Source organism: Pedobacter sp., assembly GCF_045627485.1.
Lineage (GTDB): Bacteria > Bacteroidota > Bacteroidia > Sphingobacteriales > Sphingobacteriaceae > Pedobacter.
In genome coordinates, this window is sequence record NZ_JAZQNU010000193.1 from 1 (window position 1) to 19,554 (window position 19,554).

Here is a 19,554-nt window from a genome sequence, read left to right on the forward strand (position 1 = left end):
ACATACACGACCTGGCTAAACATGTCCGATGCCCCATCCCGTTGTTCATAGACTTTAAACCACAACAGTTCACCGGTGAGGTAAAATTCTTTATCGGTATGCACATAGAGCTTCTCCTTCGGCACCGTTTGATTATGGAGGTTAAATGATTGCTTTATGCTTTCTAATACCTGTGCTTTCCCCATAAAAGGAAGCAGTACCAATAAAAAGGCTAGTAAACACAATTTATACCAGGGCTTATTCATATTGTTATTTCTTATTGCCAGTATTCGGGCCTTTTATTTGTTCCTCTAATTGTGCAGTCTGCACATGGCACTGAAGCCCCCAAATAAGCGAGTACGGTGCCGCTTTGAGGACTTACTATGGCATCAACAGGTATCATATTCAGTGTCTTTTCCCAAAAATATTTTTGTGTCTCCCCTTTAGGGACTTTGGGTATGCCCGGCCTGCCGTCCAGCCATATAGTGTCTAATGGATTGCAAGCATAAGGATAAGCTGTTCTCCAGTTTGGCAGTTCCCGCTCTGCTATAAATATTCTTTTCTGGCTTACCGTACCGGCCGACAAGTAACCTAATACCGGCTCTGCAGGGTTATCGACGTTTTTGATGTTTCCTGTTAATTGCGAAGGCTGTGCGTCGAAAATAGAGCCCAGGCTTTCCGTGTTCTTCTTCAGGCTTTGCCAGAAATCAAAAGCTTCCTTGGTTAAGGCGTACTGTTTAACCAGAATGCTGTATTTAGTCATCACTTTTTCTGAGTCGGAACGGATAAATGTAATCGGATTAAGATGAATGACATCTTCCTCTAACTTCTCGGAAGAGCCAAGCACGATGGTACTGGCGTTATTGTTACCCCAGCAACGGTATATGTCTTGGGTTTCAGGATTGCGAAGTTTTACGCCATCAACTTCAGCAATAAACGATGCTGAATATTGCGAGGTAAATTGCCAGGATTCTTCATATTCCCAACGGTAATAAACAGATTTTTTAGCATCATCATGGGTATTGCTGTAAATCTGCACGCCATCATCTTTCACCACCCAGCTAATGCTGTCAATCAGTGGCGATACTTTAGATTCTACAAAATCTGAAAGGTAGCTACTTCCATTAGTGGTAGTAATCCTTAACCTGTATTTCTGGTTAGGATCAAGGTTTAACGGTGCTGCACCATATGTACCCCCTTTTAGTTCCCTCAAAGGATAAGTGGCATTGCTTTCACTTTCAACTACCAACTGTGCCCGCAGTTCCGGTTTCAAAGTCCCTTTTTCAGCGATTGGAACCGTGCGACTCAGTTTAATTACCGTTGAATCCTTTCCGGTATTAATTAATCCTTCCACCACAAGGAAATTACTATTTATGGTCTCTACAGGCGGTTCATATGGTTTCCTGCAGCTGGTGTTTCCCACAGCCAAACAGAAGAACAGGCAGCCTATTTTTAAAAATCTCATAGGTTAAAATCTGATGTTGTAATTAATAAAAGGTATGGCATTGGCAAAAATAGAGAGCTGATATCCCTTGATAGAACCTGCTTCATTATCGAAGTAAACAGAATAAACATTATGACGGCCCGTGAGGTTATATACCCCAACTGTCCATGAATTATGTGTACGTTGGTGAACCTTATGGTTCCCGTCGATATTAATAGAGAAATCCGTTCTAAAGTAATCAGGTATGCGGTAAGCATTCCGGTCAACATAATAAACACGCTCAGCACCGGCGTAGTAGTATTTGGCAATTGGAAGCGTAATTGGCCTCCCGGTGCTATAGGTAACATTCAGGGAGGTGCTAAAGCGATGAGAAAACCTGTAATTGCCGGTAAAATTAAAGGCATGTGGTTTATCGTAATTAGCCGGATAATATTCACCTCTATTGATCGCTACTCCTACTGTAGGATCATCAAACTTCAAAAATGTACGGGAGTAGGTATAACTCATCCAGCCATTTAGTTTTCCTGTGCTCTTTTTAACAAAGAATTCTACACCATAAGCCTTGCCCTGGGTATTCACTACATCCCTTTCAATGTTGTGGTTCATTACTAGATTCGCCCCGCTTTTGTAATCCAGGTAATCTTTCAGTTTTTTATAGTAGACCTCTACCGATGTTTCTATCGTATTGTTTTTAAAGTTCTTGTATAGGCCCAGGGATGCCTGGTTTCCATATTGAGGTTTGATATTTGGATCGCTTAATTTCCAGATATCGGTTGGTGCAATAGCGGTAGTATTTGACAACAAATGAATGTATTGCCTCAAGGTGTTGTAAGCCGCTTTTACAGAGAAGTTATCCGTAAAATTATAACGGGCCGACAAACGGTATTCCGGACCGTGATAGGTTTTAATCAACGCATGCTGACCAAAACCAGTGGTATCGATCAGGTTGAGATCCGTTTTTGGAAGGTTTGGTGCATAGTTGCTCACGGTATTCGGGCCCAGAAAATTAAACAGGGAATAACGAATACCACCACTCACAGACAATTTATCGGTGATATCAAACTTATCACCGAAATAGATTGCACTTTCCAGGGCTTGTTCATCGGCTACTTTATCTGGTATGACTAAAGATTCATTACCAATGGGCTGAAAACTGCCGGGTTGTAGTTTATAATAAATGCTGCTTAACCCGAAGTTTAAGGTATGCTTACTATCCAGGTAATAAGTAAAATCTGTTTTAAAGTTGTACTGTTTAATGTTAAAACTTAGATCATAGGCATTAACCGGATTGACATCGCTATTGATGTCATAGCCATACCGGTCGAAACCTGCCGATGCTACCCCAATGAATTTATTGTTAAACACTCGTTTCCACTTGATGGATGCATTTTTATTGTTGTAACCATATGTAGTATCGCTGTTGAGTTTAAAGTTATCGGTACTGTAATATCCAGAAAGGTAGATATTGTTTTTCTCGTTAACCTGGTGGCTGATCCCAAGGTTAACATCAGTGAATGAAGCCCTGCTATTTTTATAACTGTCTGGAAGCAGATCCATTAACCAGTTAGAATAGGTGGTTCTGCCGCCTAATATAAATGATGTTTTATTGCTATCTATTGGCCCTTCGATATTAAACCTGCTGGTGATTAAACCAATACCAGCGGTACCCGTAAATTTCTTTTTATTGCCTTCGCGATTGGTCACTTCCAGTACAGACGATAATCGTCCGCCGAAGCGTTCAGGGATGCTGTTTTTAAATAACTGCACATCTTTGACGATATCAGGGTTAAAGGCGGAAAAGAAACCAAAGAAATGTGAGGGGTTATAAATGGTGGCGTCGTTAAGCAGGATCAGGTTTTGATCTGAAGAACCACCCCTCACATTGAAACCAGAACTGGCTTCACCAACCGATTGTACACCAGGCAGAGTTAATACGACCTTCAGGATATCGGCTTCACCAAATGCAGAAGGCACCTGTTTGATGCTCCTGATATCAAGTTTGTTTACACCCATTTCCAGGCTTTTTACATTGGCCACTTTTTCGGTCGAGATCTTCACTTCCCGAAGGGATAAAATATGCTCCTGCAATTCGATGTTCAACTTCCCATCTGAATACAGGATTATTTGTCGCCTGGTATCCCGCAAGTTAGCCGCTTTAATCAGCAAGCGGTGAGGTCCACGGGGTAGTGTGATGGAGTAGAAGCCAAATGCACCGGATACAGCCGTGACCTTGGAACCGACTACAAAGATATTTGCACCGATCACAGGTTCGCCCGACTTCATATCGCGCAGGTAACCGGCCATGGTGGCTTGCCCCGGTGTAATGGCATTGGTTTTTATGCCTACTTCATAGACCTTATTCTCGATGGTGGCTTCCGGAACGGCATCAGCTTTCTGATCGTAAAAACCTGTCTCTACTGCCTTTTCAGGCTTTGGTCTGTTAGCCGCATCTGGATAATAGGCCGCAGCCAGTTCTGTTCTGATGGCTTTTCCTTTGGTTAAAAATACCTCTTTATTTTTGCTGATGGCATAAAAATAAAGCCCTTTCGGCAATACCTGATCTAAAATTTGGGATAAGGCCTTTTGATTGACCGTCAGGCTAACCTGAAGGCTGTCCATTACTGCAGGGTCATAGAAAAATTGATAGCCAGTCTTGGCTTCCAGGTCATTTACCACATCTTTTATAGGTGTCTGTTGGTAATTGACACTGAATAACAAGCTGTCGGCTTGCTGAGCAAAAAGCATTTGAACTGGTAAAATGAAGAGTAGGGAAAGCAATAATTTAAATGACCTCATATCAATTTGATGGGTTATCATAAGTAGTAGCTAAAAGCACCAATGCACGCTCAGGTTCTTTACGGAAAGTGACATTAGCATCTTTTAATACGCGTTGCAATTGGCTTTTTCTTTCCTTAAATAATTTCATAAAAGCCTTTTTACTACCCACGTTAAAATACTGCTGATCTCGTTTTATATAATATTTATTGTTGGCCCTAAAGATGTTTTTAAGGTCCTGAATACTGGATTCTTCTTTAAGTTCCCGGTACCTTTTAACCAGAACCTTTAGCTTCCCGTCATAAATCTGGTCATAAAAACCAGTGTTGATAGCAGTAGTGGTGCTATCTTTGGCGATTCGCACAAAGTGATGCCCCAAAAGTTTAAATTCACTCACCTGTTCACTAATGAGGCTGTATTTCGAATAACCGTCATGATAAAGACCAACCACCAGGTCCTTATGCATATCATACATCAAGGGAACATCGTGATATTCAAAACCACCATAAACGATGGAACCGTTATTAAAAAAAGTGGCATCCTGAAAAAAAGCACTACCCTCTATGGAGGGGTGATAAAACTCAAACTCTCTTCCGTTATAGATTCCGGATTGTTGTTCCAGCGCTTTATGGAAATCAGTCTGCTGTGCACTGGCAGTAGTGCACAACAACATCCACATCAATCCAAGTTTAAAAACTGCAGGTAAAATATTGCTCATAAATGCGTTGAAACTGAGAACAATTAAAGAAATTTTAGGTGGGAGTACGTAGAGTGAAAGTACTTGTTTATTTTATTGCTAGTCACTAGTATCTTAAATGTTACCTAAATCATAAGGCATTTTTATACTACAGCTATATACGCCACGTTAGCCGATGTTGACTATGACAAAAACCTTTTTCTTTTTCCCCCTGTTGCTGTTGTTTTCCTTGCCTCTTTTCGGGCAAGTGATCTTGCAGGATGAACCTATACCACTTACACCGGCGGGCTTTTATATCGCAGGCGTGGAAGATGAACGGAACAACAAAACAGCCATCCAGGGTAAAGACCTACAGGGTGGCGGAGCAACATCCTTATACAACTACCTTAAACGTAACCTTCCCCGTCAGGTAACTAAACGACCAGTGATCATTAAGATTAAGGAATTGCATTTAACTGAAACCAATAATAAAGAAGGTAAAACGGATGGGCAGGTTCAATTGCAATTATCCTTTGGATTGAAAAAGGATTACGGATTTGAGCACCTGGTAGATTACCGAGGAGGTTTAAAATTCAAAAGAAATCAAGGGGACAAAACAAGTATTGAGCGCTATATTCGACCTTTAATAACTGCCTCCTTAAGTTATTTTAACGACTGGGTGAAAGACAACGAGCCCGTAAACAAGAAATTGGCTACTGCTGTAAAGTTTAACTTTACCGATTACAAAGAGCTGCCCGAAGGAGATACTATTTATTACGCGCGCAACCGGCCTTTAACCTTTAATGACTTCCAATCGAGAAACAAACCCAGGGGAAATTACGGTGCCGTGGTCTTCCCAAGCATTGGTTATGTGCAAGAAGCAAAAATGGTAAAAGGTGTAATCCTGGTAGACATTGCCATGAAAGCTTTCCTGCCCAAAAGTGCCGCCTGGGTAAACGAGGGCAATAAAAATGACTATACGTTAAACCATGAACAAAGGCACTTTGACATAGCCAAAATTATTGCCAATCAGTTTAAGCAAAAGGTACTTGACGCTAAACTGACACCCGATACGTTTGAAGCTTTCCTTAGCATGCAGTACCTGGATTCTTTGCGTGATCATCACACTATGCAAACCTCCTATGATCAGGAGACCAGCCATGGCATGAACCGCCAGGCCCAGGACAAGTGGAATGCAAAGATTGATAATATGCTGCAAAGAAACTGATGCCTGAAATTGTGTTGAAAATGGTACTTTAGTGCTTAGAAAATTCCATAACTCATGGCTACAAGAGAAAACGACCTGCTACGCAGAAAAATCTATACGGTAGTCTTCAGGTCTGATACGCGATCCGGCAAAATATTTGACATCATCCTACTGGTGCTTATCCTGTTAAGTATTGCAAGTGTTTTTATGGAGAGCGTAGCCAGGATCAGGAATGCTTATGGCCCCTATATCAGTATTGCGGAATGGATTTTTACCGTGTGTTTTACCCTTGAGTATGCTTTACGCATTTATTGTAGCGATAAACCATTAAAGTACATTTTTAGTTTCCTAGGGATCATTGATTTACTCGCTATTTTACCTACTTATTTAAGCTTACTGTTTACCGGCACCCATTACCTGATCGTTATTCGTGCTTTCAGGTTATTGAGGGTCTTCCGAATACTAAAGCTTAACAGGTTTATGTCTGAAGGACATATTTTAACCAGTGCTCTCAAAGCGAGTTTACATAAAATAACGGTTTTTGTGGCTAGCGTAGTGACATTGGTCATCATCATCGGAACATTAATGTATATCATTGAAGGAAATGATAGCGGATTTACCAGTATACCTGTTTCTGTCTATTGGGCTATCGTTACCATTACTACGGTAGGTTACGGAGACATATCGCCACAAAGCCCCCTGGGACAGTTTTTGGCGAGTATTCTGATGATAATTGGTTATGGTATAATTGCGGTGCCTACAGGTATCGTATCGGTAGAAATGGCGAGAGCAACTGAAGAGGCTAAAGCCAGATGCCCTGCCTGCAAGGCCGCTATTCATACCTCACGTGATAAATTCTGCGCTAATTGCGGCATCCCGCTTATATAACGGTAATACACGCAACTATTTTCCGTAGTTCATTCAGGAACTAAATGTCTCAAGTTTTGTTTTTCTTAAGTATCAAAACATTCACTATTATGATTATACCTATCGTTGTCGGCATTTTGTTCGTTGCCCTTATTGCAGGTTTTGTGCTTTATAAAAAGAAAAAAGAAGAATAGCTGTTACTATAGCTGGCTTAGCGCTTCTTCAATATAACTTTGTCCCTGAGGCGAATAGTCTAGGGTTAAGGCAAACTGATGGCCGGTTTGGTCCATTTTCAGCAAGGACTTTCGTAGGATATTTACTACTTTCTCCTGATCATGTAAGGGATGGAAGTCTTCGTATTGGAAGGCCAGAAAAACCAGACAAAGCGCGTTTTCCATGGTTTGAACATCGCTATCTACCTTTATCTTTTTCTTTAGGATAATTTCCTGCACCCGGCTGATCTCCTGCTCGTGGTAACCCGAATCCTTTAACATTTCGCCTGCAAGTTGCGCATGGTAATGTGCCAGGTCACGCCGCCATTTCAGGTAGGGCTCCCTACCTGGCGCATAACTGTCGCGCGGAATTTCCCATCGTCCAATATGCTGAGCCCGGGAGGCTAGCACCAGGGCTTCGCTGGCTTCAGGTTTGATTTTCAATACCCATTCATGTAATTTCAAGGCCAGGAAATATTCTCTGGAGTAGGTTTCACCTTCCCATACGATACGATGAGGATCCTTTTGATTGTAGGCATCAAATTTAGCAAGGGCAATCGTTAGTCTATCCGTTTGGTCCATGTGTTTTGCTTTTAAAGAATTTTTTTCCGTGTTTGATCATGATGTACACCGGGATGGTTAACACGATCCAGGATAAAACATGCCAAAATCCGGTACCCAGAATGGCTGAGATTAATCCGATTAACGTAATCACAGCCATCCAGATCGGCATGCCCCAGAGTTTAAGAAATTCATTGTTTTTAATTGACATTTTCTGGATGTGTTGATAGGGCCATCGATTCGTTATTTTCTAAAAATCTTGCTAATTGTGCCGCTTTAGCTTTACGCCGGGCAAACCATAGGTAAAGCCCTGAGATCAATACAATGATAGCGGCTATGTCGAAAACCGCCCAAATAATTTTTAAGGGAATGCCCCCATAATCGCCAAAATGAAAGGGTTGCGAGAGATTAATGGCATTTAAATACCAGGGCATCGGCCTCATGTCTGTCAGTTCCCCTGTGCTGGCATCGATCAATGCGGGTTGTGAAATACGAGAGGTTAAAGGTGTTGTTCCAATCATGTACACCGCATAATGGTGTTTACTAGAAAACATCGTACCCGGGTAAGCAAAAAAAGATACGTCTAAATCAGGGGCTGCTTTTTTGGCCTGTGCTACTGCATCCTCAATAGACACCAAATTGCCCTTTACAGCAGGTTTATCTTTGTATTCCGCTACCATTTCGGCCAACTGTCCTTCTCGCCATAGCTCTAATGCAGGATCCGCAAGGGTATTAATGACGCCAGTTAACCCAACCACAGTAACCCAAGCCAGGGTAACAATCCCGAGCATATTGTGCATATCCAACCATCGGACGCGGTTAGACTTTTCTGTACGGATCATCCCAAAATTAAAACGTTTCATAATCGGCGCATACAACACTACACCCGAAACAATGGCCATGACATAGATAACCCCCATTAACCCGAGAAATAACTTGCCTGGTAAACCCGCAAACATCTCTACGTGCAGGTTATACATGACGCGCATAAAATTTAAATCGTTAGGTATGGCATCCAGAACTTTAGCCGTTCGCACATCCATGGTTAGGTAGTGGTCTTCTTCTATAGGCGCTTCCGTAGAATCGGCCAGGGTAAGAAACATCTGGTAAGGATGTTCTTTCACATCCCAAAATATATATTTAATTACTTTCCCAGGCTTCTCTGCTAAAGCAGCCTGCAGGATAACGTCCTTATTTAAACTCTTATTAGCCCCAGGAATTGCTGGTGGTTCTGTTCCAAAACCCAGGTAATCATTAATCTCGTGCGTAAAAATTAATGGCAAACCGGTGATGCACAACATCAATAAAAACAGGGTACATATCAGGCTCGACCACTTATGAATATTAAACCAGGATTTGATTGTTTGTGCTTTCATCATCATTATAAAACTACCATTCACATCTGAAGTCATGATGCGATTATTGGCAACGAATGTAGTTATTTAAAATCGTTCTAAACACCAATATACAGATCAGTTTCCAAAAATCATTAATTATCAACCTATTACAGGGATTTTTTTGACAACAAGATCTTTTAATTTTTATAATTTCTATTTAGATTAATTCTAATTAATATAAAAACCGTATCATTGCATGCCCGAAGAACTGTCATCCCGGTCACAGAATTTCAATAATAAAATATGGCTTTTACCAACTCTAATTTGAAATATAACATCAGCAAATACACGGCTTCATCTTTTGTATTCGTTTTATTACTATGCCATGTGTTTTTATCGCATGCCCAGCAATTACAAGGAACTGTTTATGGTAAAATAACAGATAATGAAAACATGGCCCTGGAGAACGCGATAGTGAGTCTGAAAGGAACAACTATTAACGTGACGACAAACTCCAACGGCGAATTTATCATATCCGCAGCCCCGGGAAATTATGAATTGTGGGTAAGCCTGGTTGGACATAACAGGAAAAGCATTAAAGTTACGATAGAACAAGGCAAAGAACTTTCACTTGGCACAATTACACTTGGAAACAGCGATAACGACCTTAAAGAACTGCAAGTACAGGGAAAAACACAGGTAAGAGAAAAAAAGGAGCAAGCTTTTAACGTTAATGTGATAGATGCCAAACAATTATATAATACATCTGCGGATTTAAACCAGGCACTCAATAAAACCTCTGGTGTACGTATTCGGGAAGACGGGGGTTTAGGTTCTAATTTCAGCTTTTCGCTAAATGGATTCTCCGGTAAGCAGGTTAAGTTCTTTCTGGATGGTATTCCAATGGATAATTTTGGGTCATCTCTTGCCCTCAATAATTTCCCTGTAAACATGGCCGAAAGAGTTGAGGTTTATAAAGGTGTACTTCCAATTAGCTTAGGTGCCGATGCACTGGGCGGGGCAATCAATCTGGTGAGCCGCAGTAACCCTAACTTTACCGATATTTCTTACGGATACGGGTCTTTTAACACGCATAAAGCCTCATTAAACTACGCTTACACCCATGCCAAAACGGGCTTTACTGTACGTACAAATGCCTTTTACAATTTCTCTGACAACAACTATAAGGTTAATATCAGGCCAATAGCCCTCATAGGACCACAGGCCGGACAAAGAGGGCCGGAACAGGAGGTTAACCGTTTTCATGATGGCTACGAATCGGCAACTGTACAGTTGGAATTAGGCGTAACAGGAAAAAAATATGCCGACAAATTGTTGTTTGGCGTTATTGCTTCTGGTAACGAACGTGATATTCAAACTGGTGTAACCATGGACCAGGTTTTTGGAGGAAGAACAGCTGAATCCAGTTCAGTGATACCGACCTTAAAATACAAAAAATCAAACTTATTTATCAACGGACTAGACCTTAGTCTGTACACGGCCTATAACATGGGTGAGAATCGGTTTATTGATACCACACGCCTAAAATATAACTGGCTACAGGAAACCATACCTACCAGCACCGCTGAATTAAGCAGATCACAATTAAAAAATAAAGACAAAGAGGGACTGATAACAGCAAACCTTGCTTATCAGCTTCACGAAAACCATGCGCTGTCGTATAACTACGTGATGACCGATTTCAGAAGGAAATCAAGTGATGTTGAAGACCCGCAAAATGTGACTTTCTTATACCCTCAGCAACTAAACAAACAGGTGATGGGATTGGCTTGGCAGTCGACATATGATAAATTCACGGCTACCGCATTCTCTAAGCTATACCTATTAGATGCCAATTCCTTTGAGCGCGTGCCTAATGGAACTGCAGTGGCTACTTATCAGCCATTATCGACAAGCACAAGCAAATTAGGTTACGGTGTAGCAGGAGCTTATTTTATTTTACCTCAACTACAGGCAAAAGCTTCATACGAACATACCTATCGGATGCCAGAGGCTGTAGAGTTATTAGGTGATGGTTTATATACACGCAGAAACCCGGCTTTAAAACCTGAAAGCAGCAACAATTTAAACGTTGGTGCCCTATTCTCTTTTAACCTGCAAAATGATCATCAATTTGGTGTGGAAGCCAATTATATCTTTAGAAATGCAGAAGACTATATCAGATTGGATCAGGCACAAGCACAGCCAGTGGACAGGCAATACATCAATATAGGTAATGTAACTACCAATGGCGTGGAGGGTGAAATCAGGTATAACTGGAAAAACAAGTTCCATGCAAGTGTGAACCTGACCTACCAGAACATTATTGATAAAGAGAAGTTTCTGACCAGCACCAACCTGACGGGAACAACCGTTTCACCGAACCTGGGTTATGGCTACCGGATTCCGAACATGCCTTATTTATTTGGAAATGCTGATGTGGGTTATACGTTCAACGAAGGTGGCGCTGGAAAAAATGCATTAAGTCTTAATTACAGCCTCAACTACGTAGAAAAATATTATTTAACACCTAATCACCTTGGCCTGAACAACCAGGATGACATACCCAGACAAATTGCCCATAACATCATGGCCAACTATGCTGTACAGCAAGGGAAATATAACATCTCGCTTGAATGCAGAAACCTGGCCGACAATAATCTTTTTGACAGCTACAGACTACAAAAGCCGGGACGCTCGGTATTCTTAAAACTCAGGTATTTTATTAATCAATAACAGTAAAACATATTACTATGAACTCCTTAAAACAACTACTTAAAACCACGCTTTTTGCAGGCCTGGCAATTACTGCGGTATCCTGCAGTAAAAATGAAAACAACCCTGTTTTACCTGTCGAAGGTAAGGTGTACGCCCTAGGCATTGGCGTTACTACATCAACGGCTACGACTAATTATGTAGTCCAGGCAAGTGACTTAATGACCGGTAAAATTTCAGTAACAGGTAAAGGCCTGCTACAGGATGGGTACCGTGATTATGCATTTGGCGGTTCAACATTTTACACCATAGGCGGGTTAGGTGTTACCGACGTTAATGCCATAACTGTTGATGCAACAAACAACTTAACAACCAGAACCGGATTAACATTCGATATTGCAAACAATGAATTCATTGATGTAGATGGCACTGGAAAAACGATGGTAGGTGTTTCTATCCCGGTTAGCCCTACTGAAGGGTTGAATGCAAAATTCTATACCGTAGACATCGCTACTAACACTATAGGCAACAAGGCAGAAGTTCCCATGACTACTATTTACCCAAGCAATCAGGATTGGTTTTTCCATTCTGGCATGCAAGTTCGTGGTGCCCAATTGTTCCAAACTTTTTATCCGGCTGATTACACTACTTACGACACTAAAAACACAGATGCCAACTATGTAGCTATTTACAGTTATCCGGGGTTCAAATTAGAAAAAGTAATTACTGACACCCGTACTGGTCCTTCTGGAGCATTCAATACAAGATCGGGTATTTTTAAAACAGAGAGTGGCGATTTGTTTACCGTATCTACCAGTAGTTTTGCCAATGGTTACAGCCAGTCGACTAAACCAGCAGGGATCCTAAAAATCAAAGCCGGCACGACTGAGTTTGATAAAGATTACTACTTTAATACCGATGCAGCGCCAAATGGCGGTAAAATTGCACATGCTATTTACATTGGCAACGGCAAATTGTTTGCTGCGGTAACTACCGTTGCGCCTACTCTGACCGACAAATGGGCTGACAATAATTTAAGATATGCTATTGTAGACTTAAATGCTAAAACCATTACCCGGGTTGCAAACGCACCTGTTTATAAAGGAGAAGGTGGAAGAAGTTTTGCTGCCTTATTAGAAGACGGAAAAGTGTATTCGGCCATTTCCGATAAGGGTGTAACCCATATCTACCAGACCGATATCGCTACTGCAACAGCAACCAAAGGTGCTGAGATTGAAGGTACATTCCTTGGTGGCATTGCAAGATTAAAATAAGCACCACTTTTAAAAATATGATCGGTTACCGCAAAAAGAAGAAACACCCCCGATCGCTATTCTACAGAATATCAGCCTGGCTACATTTGTGGCTGGGCCTGATTTCTGGAATCGTCATTGTTATAGTTAGTCTTACTGGAGCGATTTTAACTTTCGAACAAGAACTGCGCGTATTATTTCAACCTTATCAGTCTGTTAAGGAAGAAAACCGCCCCTTTTTAGCACCATCACAACTCAGCGAAAAAGTTATACAAAAGTATAACTTACCCTCCGTGGCAGGTGTATTTTATCAGGGCGCAGGCCGCAGTGCAATTGTTCCTTATTACGGCGACCGGAAAAACTTAGTTGTCGTTTACATTAACCCTTACACGGCCAATATATTACATTACCAGCGACTAAACGATGATTTCTACCGGATTATGGTTGAAGGACATTATCAGTTATGGTTACCTCGTGCCATAGGGAAACCCATTGTGGCGTATGCTACCCTTATTTTTGTGCTGCTTTTAATCTCCGGATTGGTATTATGGTGGCCAAGGAAGTGGACTAAGACATCCAGGCAAGCCAGCTTTTATATTAAAACAAAAGCACGCTTTAGAAGATTAAATTACGACTTACACAATGTGCTTGGCTTTTATTCCTTACTTGTTGCCCTGATATTTGGCCTTACCGGCATGGTTTATGGCATGAAGTGGTTTTCTGACGCCACTTACTATGTAGGTTCCGGAGGTAAAAAACAAAGTTATGAAAAAACGGTATCCGATACCACACTCAACCAAATACACTTATTACCTGAACAGGATATTCTGTACCAGGACCTGATTAACAAGGGCACCGATATAAAAACTCAAATCCTGAGTGTTTCCTATCCCTATGGAAAAGAGGGTACATGGGGCATAGGCATTAACCCAAAACCCGGTACCCGTTACCTCGAAAGGTACCAGTATTATGAGCAACGGTCGCTTAAACCTCTTGCCAGCCCACCCGCATTCTCTGCTGCCAATGGCGGCGATCAATTACTTCGCATCAATTATGATTTGCATGTAGGTTCCATTGGTGGAATCTGGACAAAAATTATCGCATTTCTGGTTTGTATCATCTGTACCAGCCTGCCAATTACAGGTTTTATTATCTGGATCAAAAAGAAGAATAAATTCAAGTTTTAGCAGCGCTGCTAACCATCAAACTTAACGAATAATACAGGCTAGACGAAGAGGCCCCATACCCAACGTATTAATTTACACGATATTATCAATAATTTAATTAGCTTAGCCTAATACCAATTATAAACTCTTCTGAATGCCGTTTATGCGTCAAGCAACCATCGCCCTCTATCTGCTCCTCCTTGGTGCAGTTAACTTTAGCTACCAGCAGGGTTTCGGACAATCCCCTACGAAATTCACCTATATCAATACTGACCACGGTTTATCTCAAAACACCGTATATGCCATATTAAAAGATAAGGAAGGCTATATGTGGTTCGGAACCGGTGATGGTTTGAACAAATATGATGGCAAGACATTTACCATATATCATAAAGATGACCGAGATCCTGGCAGTATTTCCGGCAACTCCATTAACGTGATCTATGAGGATAAAAATGGTGACTTGTGGGTGGGCACTAACGAAGGCCTAAGTCTTTACGACCGAAAGAATAATAAATTTATCAATTATTATTGCGACCTCAGCAATCCGCAAACCATCAGTGACAATTTTGTTTTTACCCTACAGGAAGATGAGAATGGCAACCTATGGGTGGGCACCTTTAAAAACCTGAACCTGCTTAACCTGAAGACCCGCAGAATAACCCGGGTGATGTCTGCGCCGAACAAGGCCGGAAGCCTTAGCCACAGCAACATCACCGCCATCATAAAAGACACAAAAGGCCGTATGTGGGTGGGCACAGGATTTGGACTTAACTTATACCATGCTGATACTGGTAAATTTACCACATTTCTACAAAAAGCCACAAAAGCTAATTTAACAAGCAATAATTACATTCATTCGATCGCCGATGATGGTCGTGGACACCTGTGGCTGGCTACAAAGGGCGATGGCATCCAAAAGTTTAATCCCCAGACCGGTACCTTCCAAACATTTTCACATAACCCTAATGACCCAGAAAGCCTCGGCCATAACCTGACTTATACCATAACAGCCTTAAATAACGGAACGTTATGGATTGGCACAGAGAATGGTTTAGATCTTTATAATCCTGTAACTAACAGTTTTAAACGCCACACAAATTCGGCAAAAGAAAAATCCAGCTTAACAAGGGGCTCTGTACGTAAAATTTACATAGATGACGTAGGTATCATGTGGGTTTCCATTTATTTGGGAGGGATCAATAAACATGATAAAAATTTGGTGCTCTTTGACAAACAGCTTAATGAAAACCGGGAAAGCGAAGCTTACAAGATTGTAAGTTCTTTTGCCGATGCCGGACCTGACCATATGTGGATCGGCCTTGACCGATCAGGGCTCAAACTATTTGAAAAAAAAACCAAATCCTATACCAGCTATGTCAATGAGCCTGGAAACCCCAATTCCCTGTCGAGTAACCATGTTATAACCCTTTTAAAAAGTAAACACAACAATAATCATTTGTGGATAGGCACCTATGAAGGCGGTTTAAACCTTTTTAACACGGCTACGAAAAAGTTTCTGAGTTTTAACAAAAACATGGGTCACTTTCGGTTAACCGATAACCATGTATTTGCCTTAATGGAAGACAGCAACAACCAGCTTTGGATAGGTACCAATGGCGGGGGTGTAAACGTTCTAAACCTGGCAACGCAGAAAATTACAGTCTACCAGCACAATGAGCTGGATAATAATAGCATTGGCAACGACGTGATCCGTGACTTTTATGAACACCGGAATGGCGACATCTGGATAGCCACCTACAATGCAGGCATAAGTGTGTATCATCCGAAAACTAAAACCTTCAGTCACCTCGACAAGGTAAATAGTAAGTTGTCAAACGATATCGTTTACAATATCCATGAAGATCGCAAAGGTGTTATTTGGGTGGGCACACTGGGTGGGGGACTGAACAAATACCATCCAAAAAGTAAAACTTTCAGTCATTTTACCACCTCAGATGGGCTGCCAAACAACACCATCAACAGCATCACTGAAGATGCTTATGGCTTTTTATGGCTCACCACAAACAATGGCGTAAGCCGTTTCCACCCTGATACTCGGAAATTTAAAAACTATGGCCTGCAAAATGGTTTGCAAAACAAGGAATATTACCTCAATGCTGGTTTTATATCGAGTACCGGCGGACTATACCTGGGTGGCATTAACGGATTTAACGTCATTAGACCTGACGACATCTCTGAAAATAAAAACATCCCTCCTGTAGTCATTACCGACTTCCAGTTATTCAACCAATCACAGGGCCCAATGGCCAATGGCGACACACTGAAACTGGATCATCAACAGTCTGTTCTTACCTTTACTTTTGCTGCCCTTGATTTCACCATTCCCGAACAGAACAGGTATGCTTATAAGCTGGAGGGCTTTGAAACAGAATGGAATGAGGCGGGCCCCGTTAACAAGGCAACTTATACCAACCTCAATCCGGGAAAATATATTTTCAGGGTTAAAGCCGCAAATAACGATGGCATTTGGAATGATGCTGGCGTTGCCATTCATATCGATATTAAGCCCCCTTTTTATATGACCTGGTGGTTTAGATCACTTCTAGTGGCAACGGTCGCCCTGATATTGTATGGCATTTACCACTACCGGATCCGAACCATCAGGGCTCAAAAATTGGTGCTTGAACGTTTAGTAGAGCAAAGAACTCAGGAAATTCAAAAGCAATCAGAAGAACTTCAGGCTACTGCGGAAGAGATTCAGATGCAGTCGGAAGAGCTGCAGGACCAGACCTCCATATTACAACGCTTAAATGACGACCTGGAACAACAACGTTTGCAGGAACAAAAAGCACGTGAAGATGCAGAGCTTGCCCATAAAGCCGCCGAACAAGCCAACCAGGCAAAAAGTGTATTCCTGGCCACTATGAGTCATGAGATACGCACCCCAATGAACGGCGTAATAGGCATGGCATCCTTGCTTAACGACACCAAACTTACCCCAGAACAAGCCGATTATACCACCACCATCATTCATAGTGGTGAGGCCCTGTTAAACATCATTAATGGCATCCTTGATTTTTCGAAGATCGAATCTGGAAAAATGGAATTGGATGTGCATGATTTCAACCTGAGGGTGTGTATCGAAGAGGTGCTAGACCTGTTTGGTCCCGCAGCAGCGGCAGCAAAGATAGACCTTATCTACCAGCTTGACCCCCAGGCTCCCGAGCTTCTGATCGCTGATAGTATGCGCTTGCGACAAATTCTGATTAATCTGGTGGGCAATGCCTTAAAATTTACCCCAAAAGGTGAGGTGTTTTTAAATGTAAGCCTGCGTACAGAAACCGGGAAGGTGGCTACTTTATTTTTTGAAGTGATGGATACTGGTATTGGTATTTCAGCCACACAACTAAACAATTTATTTAAACCTTTTTCTCAACTGGATTCATCAACCACCCGAAAATACGGAGGCACAGGACTTGGCCTGGCCATCAGCGAAAGGCTGATCAAGTTAATGGGTGGTGAAATTAAGGTAGCCAGCACTGTAGGGGAAGGCACGGTTTTTAGTTTTCACATCCCCTGCCACATCCCTCCTCAAGAGCGTATTGATGCCAGTCGCCTGCCCGATGTGAGCGGCAAACGTATTTTAATTGTCGATGACAATGAAACCAACCTTAAAGTGCTGGATGCGCAACTGGCCTACTGGGGCTTGGAGGCTATACTGGCGCGTTCTGGTGCTGCGGCCCTGTCTATGCTAAAACAAGGTTTGCAGGTAGACCTGGTGATTACCGATATGCAGATGCCCGACATGGATGGTATTGAGTTTAGTAGACAACTTAAAACAGCCTACCCGCAGCTTGCCATTGTCCTGCTTAGCTCGGTTGATGATACCACACGTAACAGCTATCCCCATTTATTTAATGCTACTTTAACGAAACCGGTAAAACGTCATTATCTACATCAAGCCATTCAAACCGAACTTAAACACCAGGCACATCCCACCGTATATGCAGAAAAACCTGCAGCCACCATCAGCGAGGATTTTGCCAAGCAGCATCCCTTAAAGATTCTCGTAGCCGAAGACAACCTGATTAACCAGAAGTTAATCCACAAAATTCTGACCAAGCTGGGTTATGATCCTGCACTGGTAGAAAACGGGGAGGAGGTGTTAACCTACCTGGCCGTGAACACTTGTGATGTAATTTTAATGGATATACAGATGCCTAAACTTGACGGACTGGAAACCACCCGCAGGATTCGGGCCGATTTGAGAATGGAGCAGCCCTTCATCATAGCGATGACCGCTAATGCCATGATCGAAGACCAGGAAAATTGCCAGCGAGCCGGGATGAACCAATACATTTCCAAGCCCTTCAAAATTGAACTGCTCATCAAGTACCTGGCCTTAGGGCACCATGAGCAGCAGAGATTTTAATTTCTAAATATTAACTTGCAGAATATATTCTAAAATGATCGATATCTGTTGTATAGGGCACGTTACGGCCGACAAAGTGGTTACCACAAATTCAACCATGTATATGGCCGGAGGTACCGCCTATTACTTTTCTTATCCGTTCTGTAAACTCGATGTAAATTATCTGCTGGTAACCGCACTGGCTCCTGAAGAAATGAACTATGTGACTGATCTCCGCGACCACGGGATAGAAGTGGTGGTACAACAAAGTGCACATACGGTGAAATTTGAAAACATTTACAGTGAAAATCAGGATTACCGAACACAGAATGTATTACAATTAGCTGATCCCTTTTGCGAAGATTTCCTGCTTCCTATACAGTCAAAAATCTTTCACTTAGGCCCCTTATTACCCGATGACATATCCGTGGGGCTGATCAAAATGTTGGCCCTCAAAGGCAAAATAAGCCTTGATGCACAAGGCTACCTCAGGGAAGTAATCGACCAGAAAGTTTATCCAAGAGATTGGCCCGAAAAAATTGAGGCCCTGCAATATGTTAATATTTTAAAAACAGACGAAGGGGAGCTTGCTGCACTCACCGGATGCACTGATGTGAGAACAGGCGCCAGAATGGTGGCCAACTGGGGCGTAAAAGAAGTAATTATTACCAATGGCAGCCAGGGTTCCTTAATCTATTTTGAAGGCGTATTTTACACCATCCCTGCCTTTCCGCCACAAGTCATTGTCGATGCTACCGGCTGCGGCGACACCTATATGGCTGGCTACCTATACCAACGCTGCAAAGGAGCCGATGTGAAGCAGGCAGGTACATTTGCGGCTCGTTTAGCCAGTAAAAAGATGGAAGCCGCTGGGCCTTTTAAAGGTGACCCTTTTTCCAGTTGATCGTTGGGCGAAGCTGATTCGGTTAGAGTGAAAGCCCATTGTCAACCTTTACATTGACTATCCCTAAATCCAGATTCAATAGC

General features: G+C 42.1%; 15 protein-coding genes. 8 read left to right on the forward strand and 7 right to left on the reverse strand.

The features are described 5' to 3' along the window. The 4 genes from ACR2F3_RS14660 to ACR2F3_RS14675 form a co-directional block, all read right to left on the reverse strand. The coding region (locus ACR2F3_RS14660; RefSeq protein WP_432710729.1) for a hypothetical protein at positions 1-245 on the reverse strand (245 nt) is incomplete at its 3' end. Positions 246-256: 11 nt separating this feature from the next. Beyond that, positions 257-1,444, reverse strand: coding sequence for a DUF4249 domain-containing protein (locus tag ACR2F3_RS14665; protein WP_432710730.1), 1,188 nt, complete (start codon positions 1,442-1,444; stop codon positions 257-259). A gap of 3 nt (positions 1,445-1,447) precedes the next feature. Continuing rightward, a complete protein-coding gene (locus ACR2F3_RS14670) occupies positions 1,448-4,219 on the reverse strand; it encodes a TonB-dependent receptor (RefSeq protein WP_432710731.1) in 2,772 nt (923 codons plus the stop codon). A 1-nt stretch (position 4,220) separates the two neighbouring features. Then, on the reverse strand, positions 4,221-4,916 hold the full coding sequence (locus ACR2F3_RS14675; RefSeq protein ID WP_432710732.1) for a hypothetical protein: 696 nt from the start codon (positions 4,914-4,916) through the stop codon (positions 4,221-4,223). A gap of 163 nt (positions 4,917-5,079) precedes the next feature. Between ACR2F3_RS14675 and ACR2F3_RS14680 the strand changes: the two genes are divergently transcribed. The 3 genes from ACR2F3_RS14680 to ACR2F3_RS14690 all read left to right on the forward strand — a co-directional run bounded on the left by ACR2F3_RS14680 (position 5,080) and on the right by ACR2F3_RS14690 (position 7,142). Beyond that, positions 5,080-6,102 carry a hypothetical protein gene (locus ACR2F3_RS14680; RefSeq protein WP_432710733.1) on the forward strand — a complete coding sequence of 341 codons (1,023 nt, stop codon included), beginning with the start codon at positions 5,080-5,082 and terminating at the stop codon, positions 6,100-6,102. A gap of 54 nt (positions 6,103-6,156) precedes the next feature. Next, the gene (locus ACR2F3_RS14685) at positions 6,157-6,969 is read left to right on the forward strand and encodes an ion transporter (protein ID WP_432710734.1); all 813 of its coding nucleotides are present in this window, start codon (positions 6,157-6,159) and stop codon (positions 6,967-6,969) included. 89 nt (positions 6,970-7,058) lie between these two features. Then, the gene (locus ACR2F3_RS14690) at positions 7,059-7,142 is read left to right on the forward strand and encodes an LPXTG cell wall anchor domain-containing protein (RefSeq protein WP_432710743.1); all 84 of its coding nucleotides are present in this window, start codon (positions 7,059-7,061) and stop codon (positions 7,140-7,142) included. Between the two features lie 6 nt (positions 7,143-7,148). Here the strand turns inward: ACR2F3_RS14690 and ACR2F3_RS14695 are convergent, their stop codons facing one another. Genes ACR2F3_RS14695 through ACR2F3_RS14705 form a run of 3 tightly spaced genes read right to left on the reverse strand, consistent with a single transcriptional unit; the run spans position 7,149 to position 9,133 of the window. Further along, complete coding sequence (locus ACR2F3_RS14695; protein WP_432710735.1) at positions 7,149-7,742, reverse strand: DUF4202 domain-containing protein; 594 nt, start codon at positions 7,740-7,742, stop codon at positions 7,149-7,151. After that, complete coding sequence (locus ACR2F3_RS14700) at positions 7,726-7,932, reverse strand: hypothetical protein (RefSeq protein WP_432710736.1); 207 nt, start codon at positions 7,930-7,932, stop codon at positions 7,726-7,728. Before ACR2F3_RS14700 ends, ACR2F3_RS14695 begins: the two co-directional genes overlap by 17 nt. Further along, positions 7,922-9,133 carry a PepSY-associated TM helix domain-containing protein gene (locus ACR2F3_RS14705; protein WP_432710737.1) on the reverse strand — a complete coding sequence of 404 codons (1,212 nt, stop codon included), beginning with the start codon at positions 9,131-9,133 and terminating at the stop codon, positions 7,922-7,924. The genes ACR2F3_RS14700 and ACR2F3_RS14705 overlap by 11 nt, the downstream gene beginning before the upstream one ends. Positions 9,134-9,361: 228 nt before the next feature. Here ACR2F3_RS14705 and ACR2F3_RS14710 point away from each other — a divergent pair, with 228 nt between their 5' ends. The 5 genes from ACR2F3_RS14710 (at position 9,362) to ACR2F3_RS14730 (ending at position 19,471) form a co-directional block, all read left to right on the forward strand. Further along, on the forward strand, positions 9,362-11,794 hold the full coding sequence (locus tag ACR2F3_RS14710; protein WP_432710738.1) for a TonB-dependent receptor: 2,433 nt from the start codon (positions 9,362-9,364) through the stop codon (positions 11,792-11,794). 17 nt (positions 11,795-11,811) lie between these two features. Beyond that, positions 11,812-13,047 (forward strand): DUF4374 domain-containing protein, encoded by a 1,236-nt coding sequence (locus tag ACR2F3_RS14715; protein ID WP_432710739.1) that lies wholly within the window; start codon positions 11,812-11,814, stop codon positions 13,045-13,047. A 17-nt stretch (positions 13,048-13,064) separates the two neighbouring features. Then, complete coding sequence (locus tag ACR2F3_RS14720; protein WP_432710740.1) at positions 13,065-14,213, forward strand: PepSY-associated TM helix domain-containing protein; 1,149 nt, start codon at positions 13,065-13,067, stop codon at positions 14,211-14,213. 133 nt (positions 14,214-14,346) lie between these two features. Beyond that, complete coding sequence (locus ACR2F3_RS14725) at positions 14,347-18,588, forward strand: two-component regulator propeller domain-containing protein (protein ID WP_432710741.1); 4,242 nt, start codon at positions 14,347-14,349, stop codon at positions 18,586-18,588. Positions 18,589-18,622: 34 nt separating this feature from the next. Then, positions 18,623-19,471 (forward strand): PfkB family carbohydrate kinase, encoded by an 849-nt coding sequence (locus ACR2F3_RS14730; protein ID WP_432710742.1) that lies wholly within the window; start codon positions 18,623-18,625, stop codon positions 19,469-19,471. Positions 19,472-19,554 lie beyond the last annotated feature (83 nt).

What these genes read in the sequence shown, in the direction of transcription:
- ACR2F3_RS14670 (WP_432710731.1), bottom strand. Translation starts at nt 4,219, where the DNA reads ATGAGGTCATTTAAATTATTGCTTTCCCTACTCTTCATTTTACCAGTT.
- ACR2F3_RS14675 (WP_432710732.1), bottom strand. Translation starts at nt 4,916, where the DNA reads ATGAGCAATATTTTACCTGCAGTTTTTAAACTTGGATTGATGTGGATG.
- ACR2F3_RS14710 (WP_432710738.1), top strand. Translation starts at nt 9,362, where the DNA reads ATGGCTTTTACCAACTCTAATTTGAAATATAACATCAGCAAATACACG.
- ACR2F3_RS14695 (WP_432710735.1), bottom strand. Translation starts at nt 7,742, where the DNA reads ATGGACCAAACGGATAGACTAACGATTGCCCTTGCTAAATTTGATGCC.
- ACR2F3_RS14725 (WP_432710741.1), top strand. Translation starts at nt 14,347, where the DNA reads ATGCCGTTTATGCGTCAAGCAACCATCGCCCTCTATCTGCTCCTCCTT.
- ACR2F3_RS14665 (WP_432710730.1), bottom strand. Translation starts at nt 1,444, where the DNA reads ATGAGATTTTTAAAAATAGGCTGCCTGTTCTTCTGTTTGGCTGTGGGA.
- ACR2F3_RS14705 (WP_432710737.1), bottom strand. Translation starts at nt 9,133, where the DNA reads ATGACTTCAGATGTGAATGGTAGTTTTATAATGATGATGAAAGCACAA.
- ACR2F3_RS14720 (WP_432710740.1), top strand. Translation starts at nt 13,065, where the DNA reads ATGATCGGTTACCGCAAAAAGAAGAAACACCCCCGATCGCTATTCTAC.
- ACR2F3_RS14730 (WP_432710742.1), top strand. Translation starts at nt 18,623, where the DNA reads ATGATCGATATCTGTTGTATAGGGCACGTTACGGCCGACAAAGTGGTT.
- ACR2F3_RS14715 (WP_432710739.1), top strand. Translation starts at nt 11,812, where the DNA reads ATGAACTCCTTAAAACAACTACTTAAAACCACGCTTTTTGCAGGCCTG.
- ACR2F3_RS14690 (WP_432710743.1), top strand. Translation starts at nt 7,059, where the DNA reads ATGATTATACCTATCGTTGTCGGCATTTTGTTCGTTGCCCTTATTGCA.
- ACR2F3_RS14680 (WP_432710733.1), top strand. Translation starts at nt 5,080, where the DNA reads ATGACAAAAACCTTTTTCTTTTTCCCCCTGTTGCTGTTGTTTTCCTTG.
- ACR2F3_RS14685 (WP_432710734.1), top strand. Translation starts at nt 6,157, where the DNA reads ATGGCTACAAGAGAAAACGACCTGCTACGCAGAAAAATCTATACGGTA.
- ACR2F3_RS14700 (WP_432710736.1), bottom strand. Translation starts at nt 7,932, where the DNA reads ATGTCAATTAAAAACAATGAATTTCTTAAACTCTGGGGCATGCCGATC.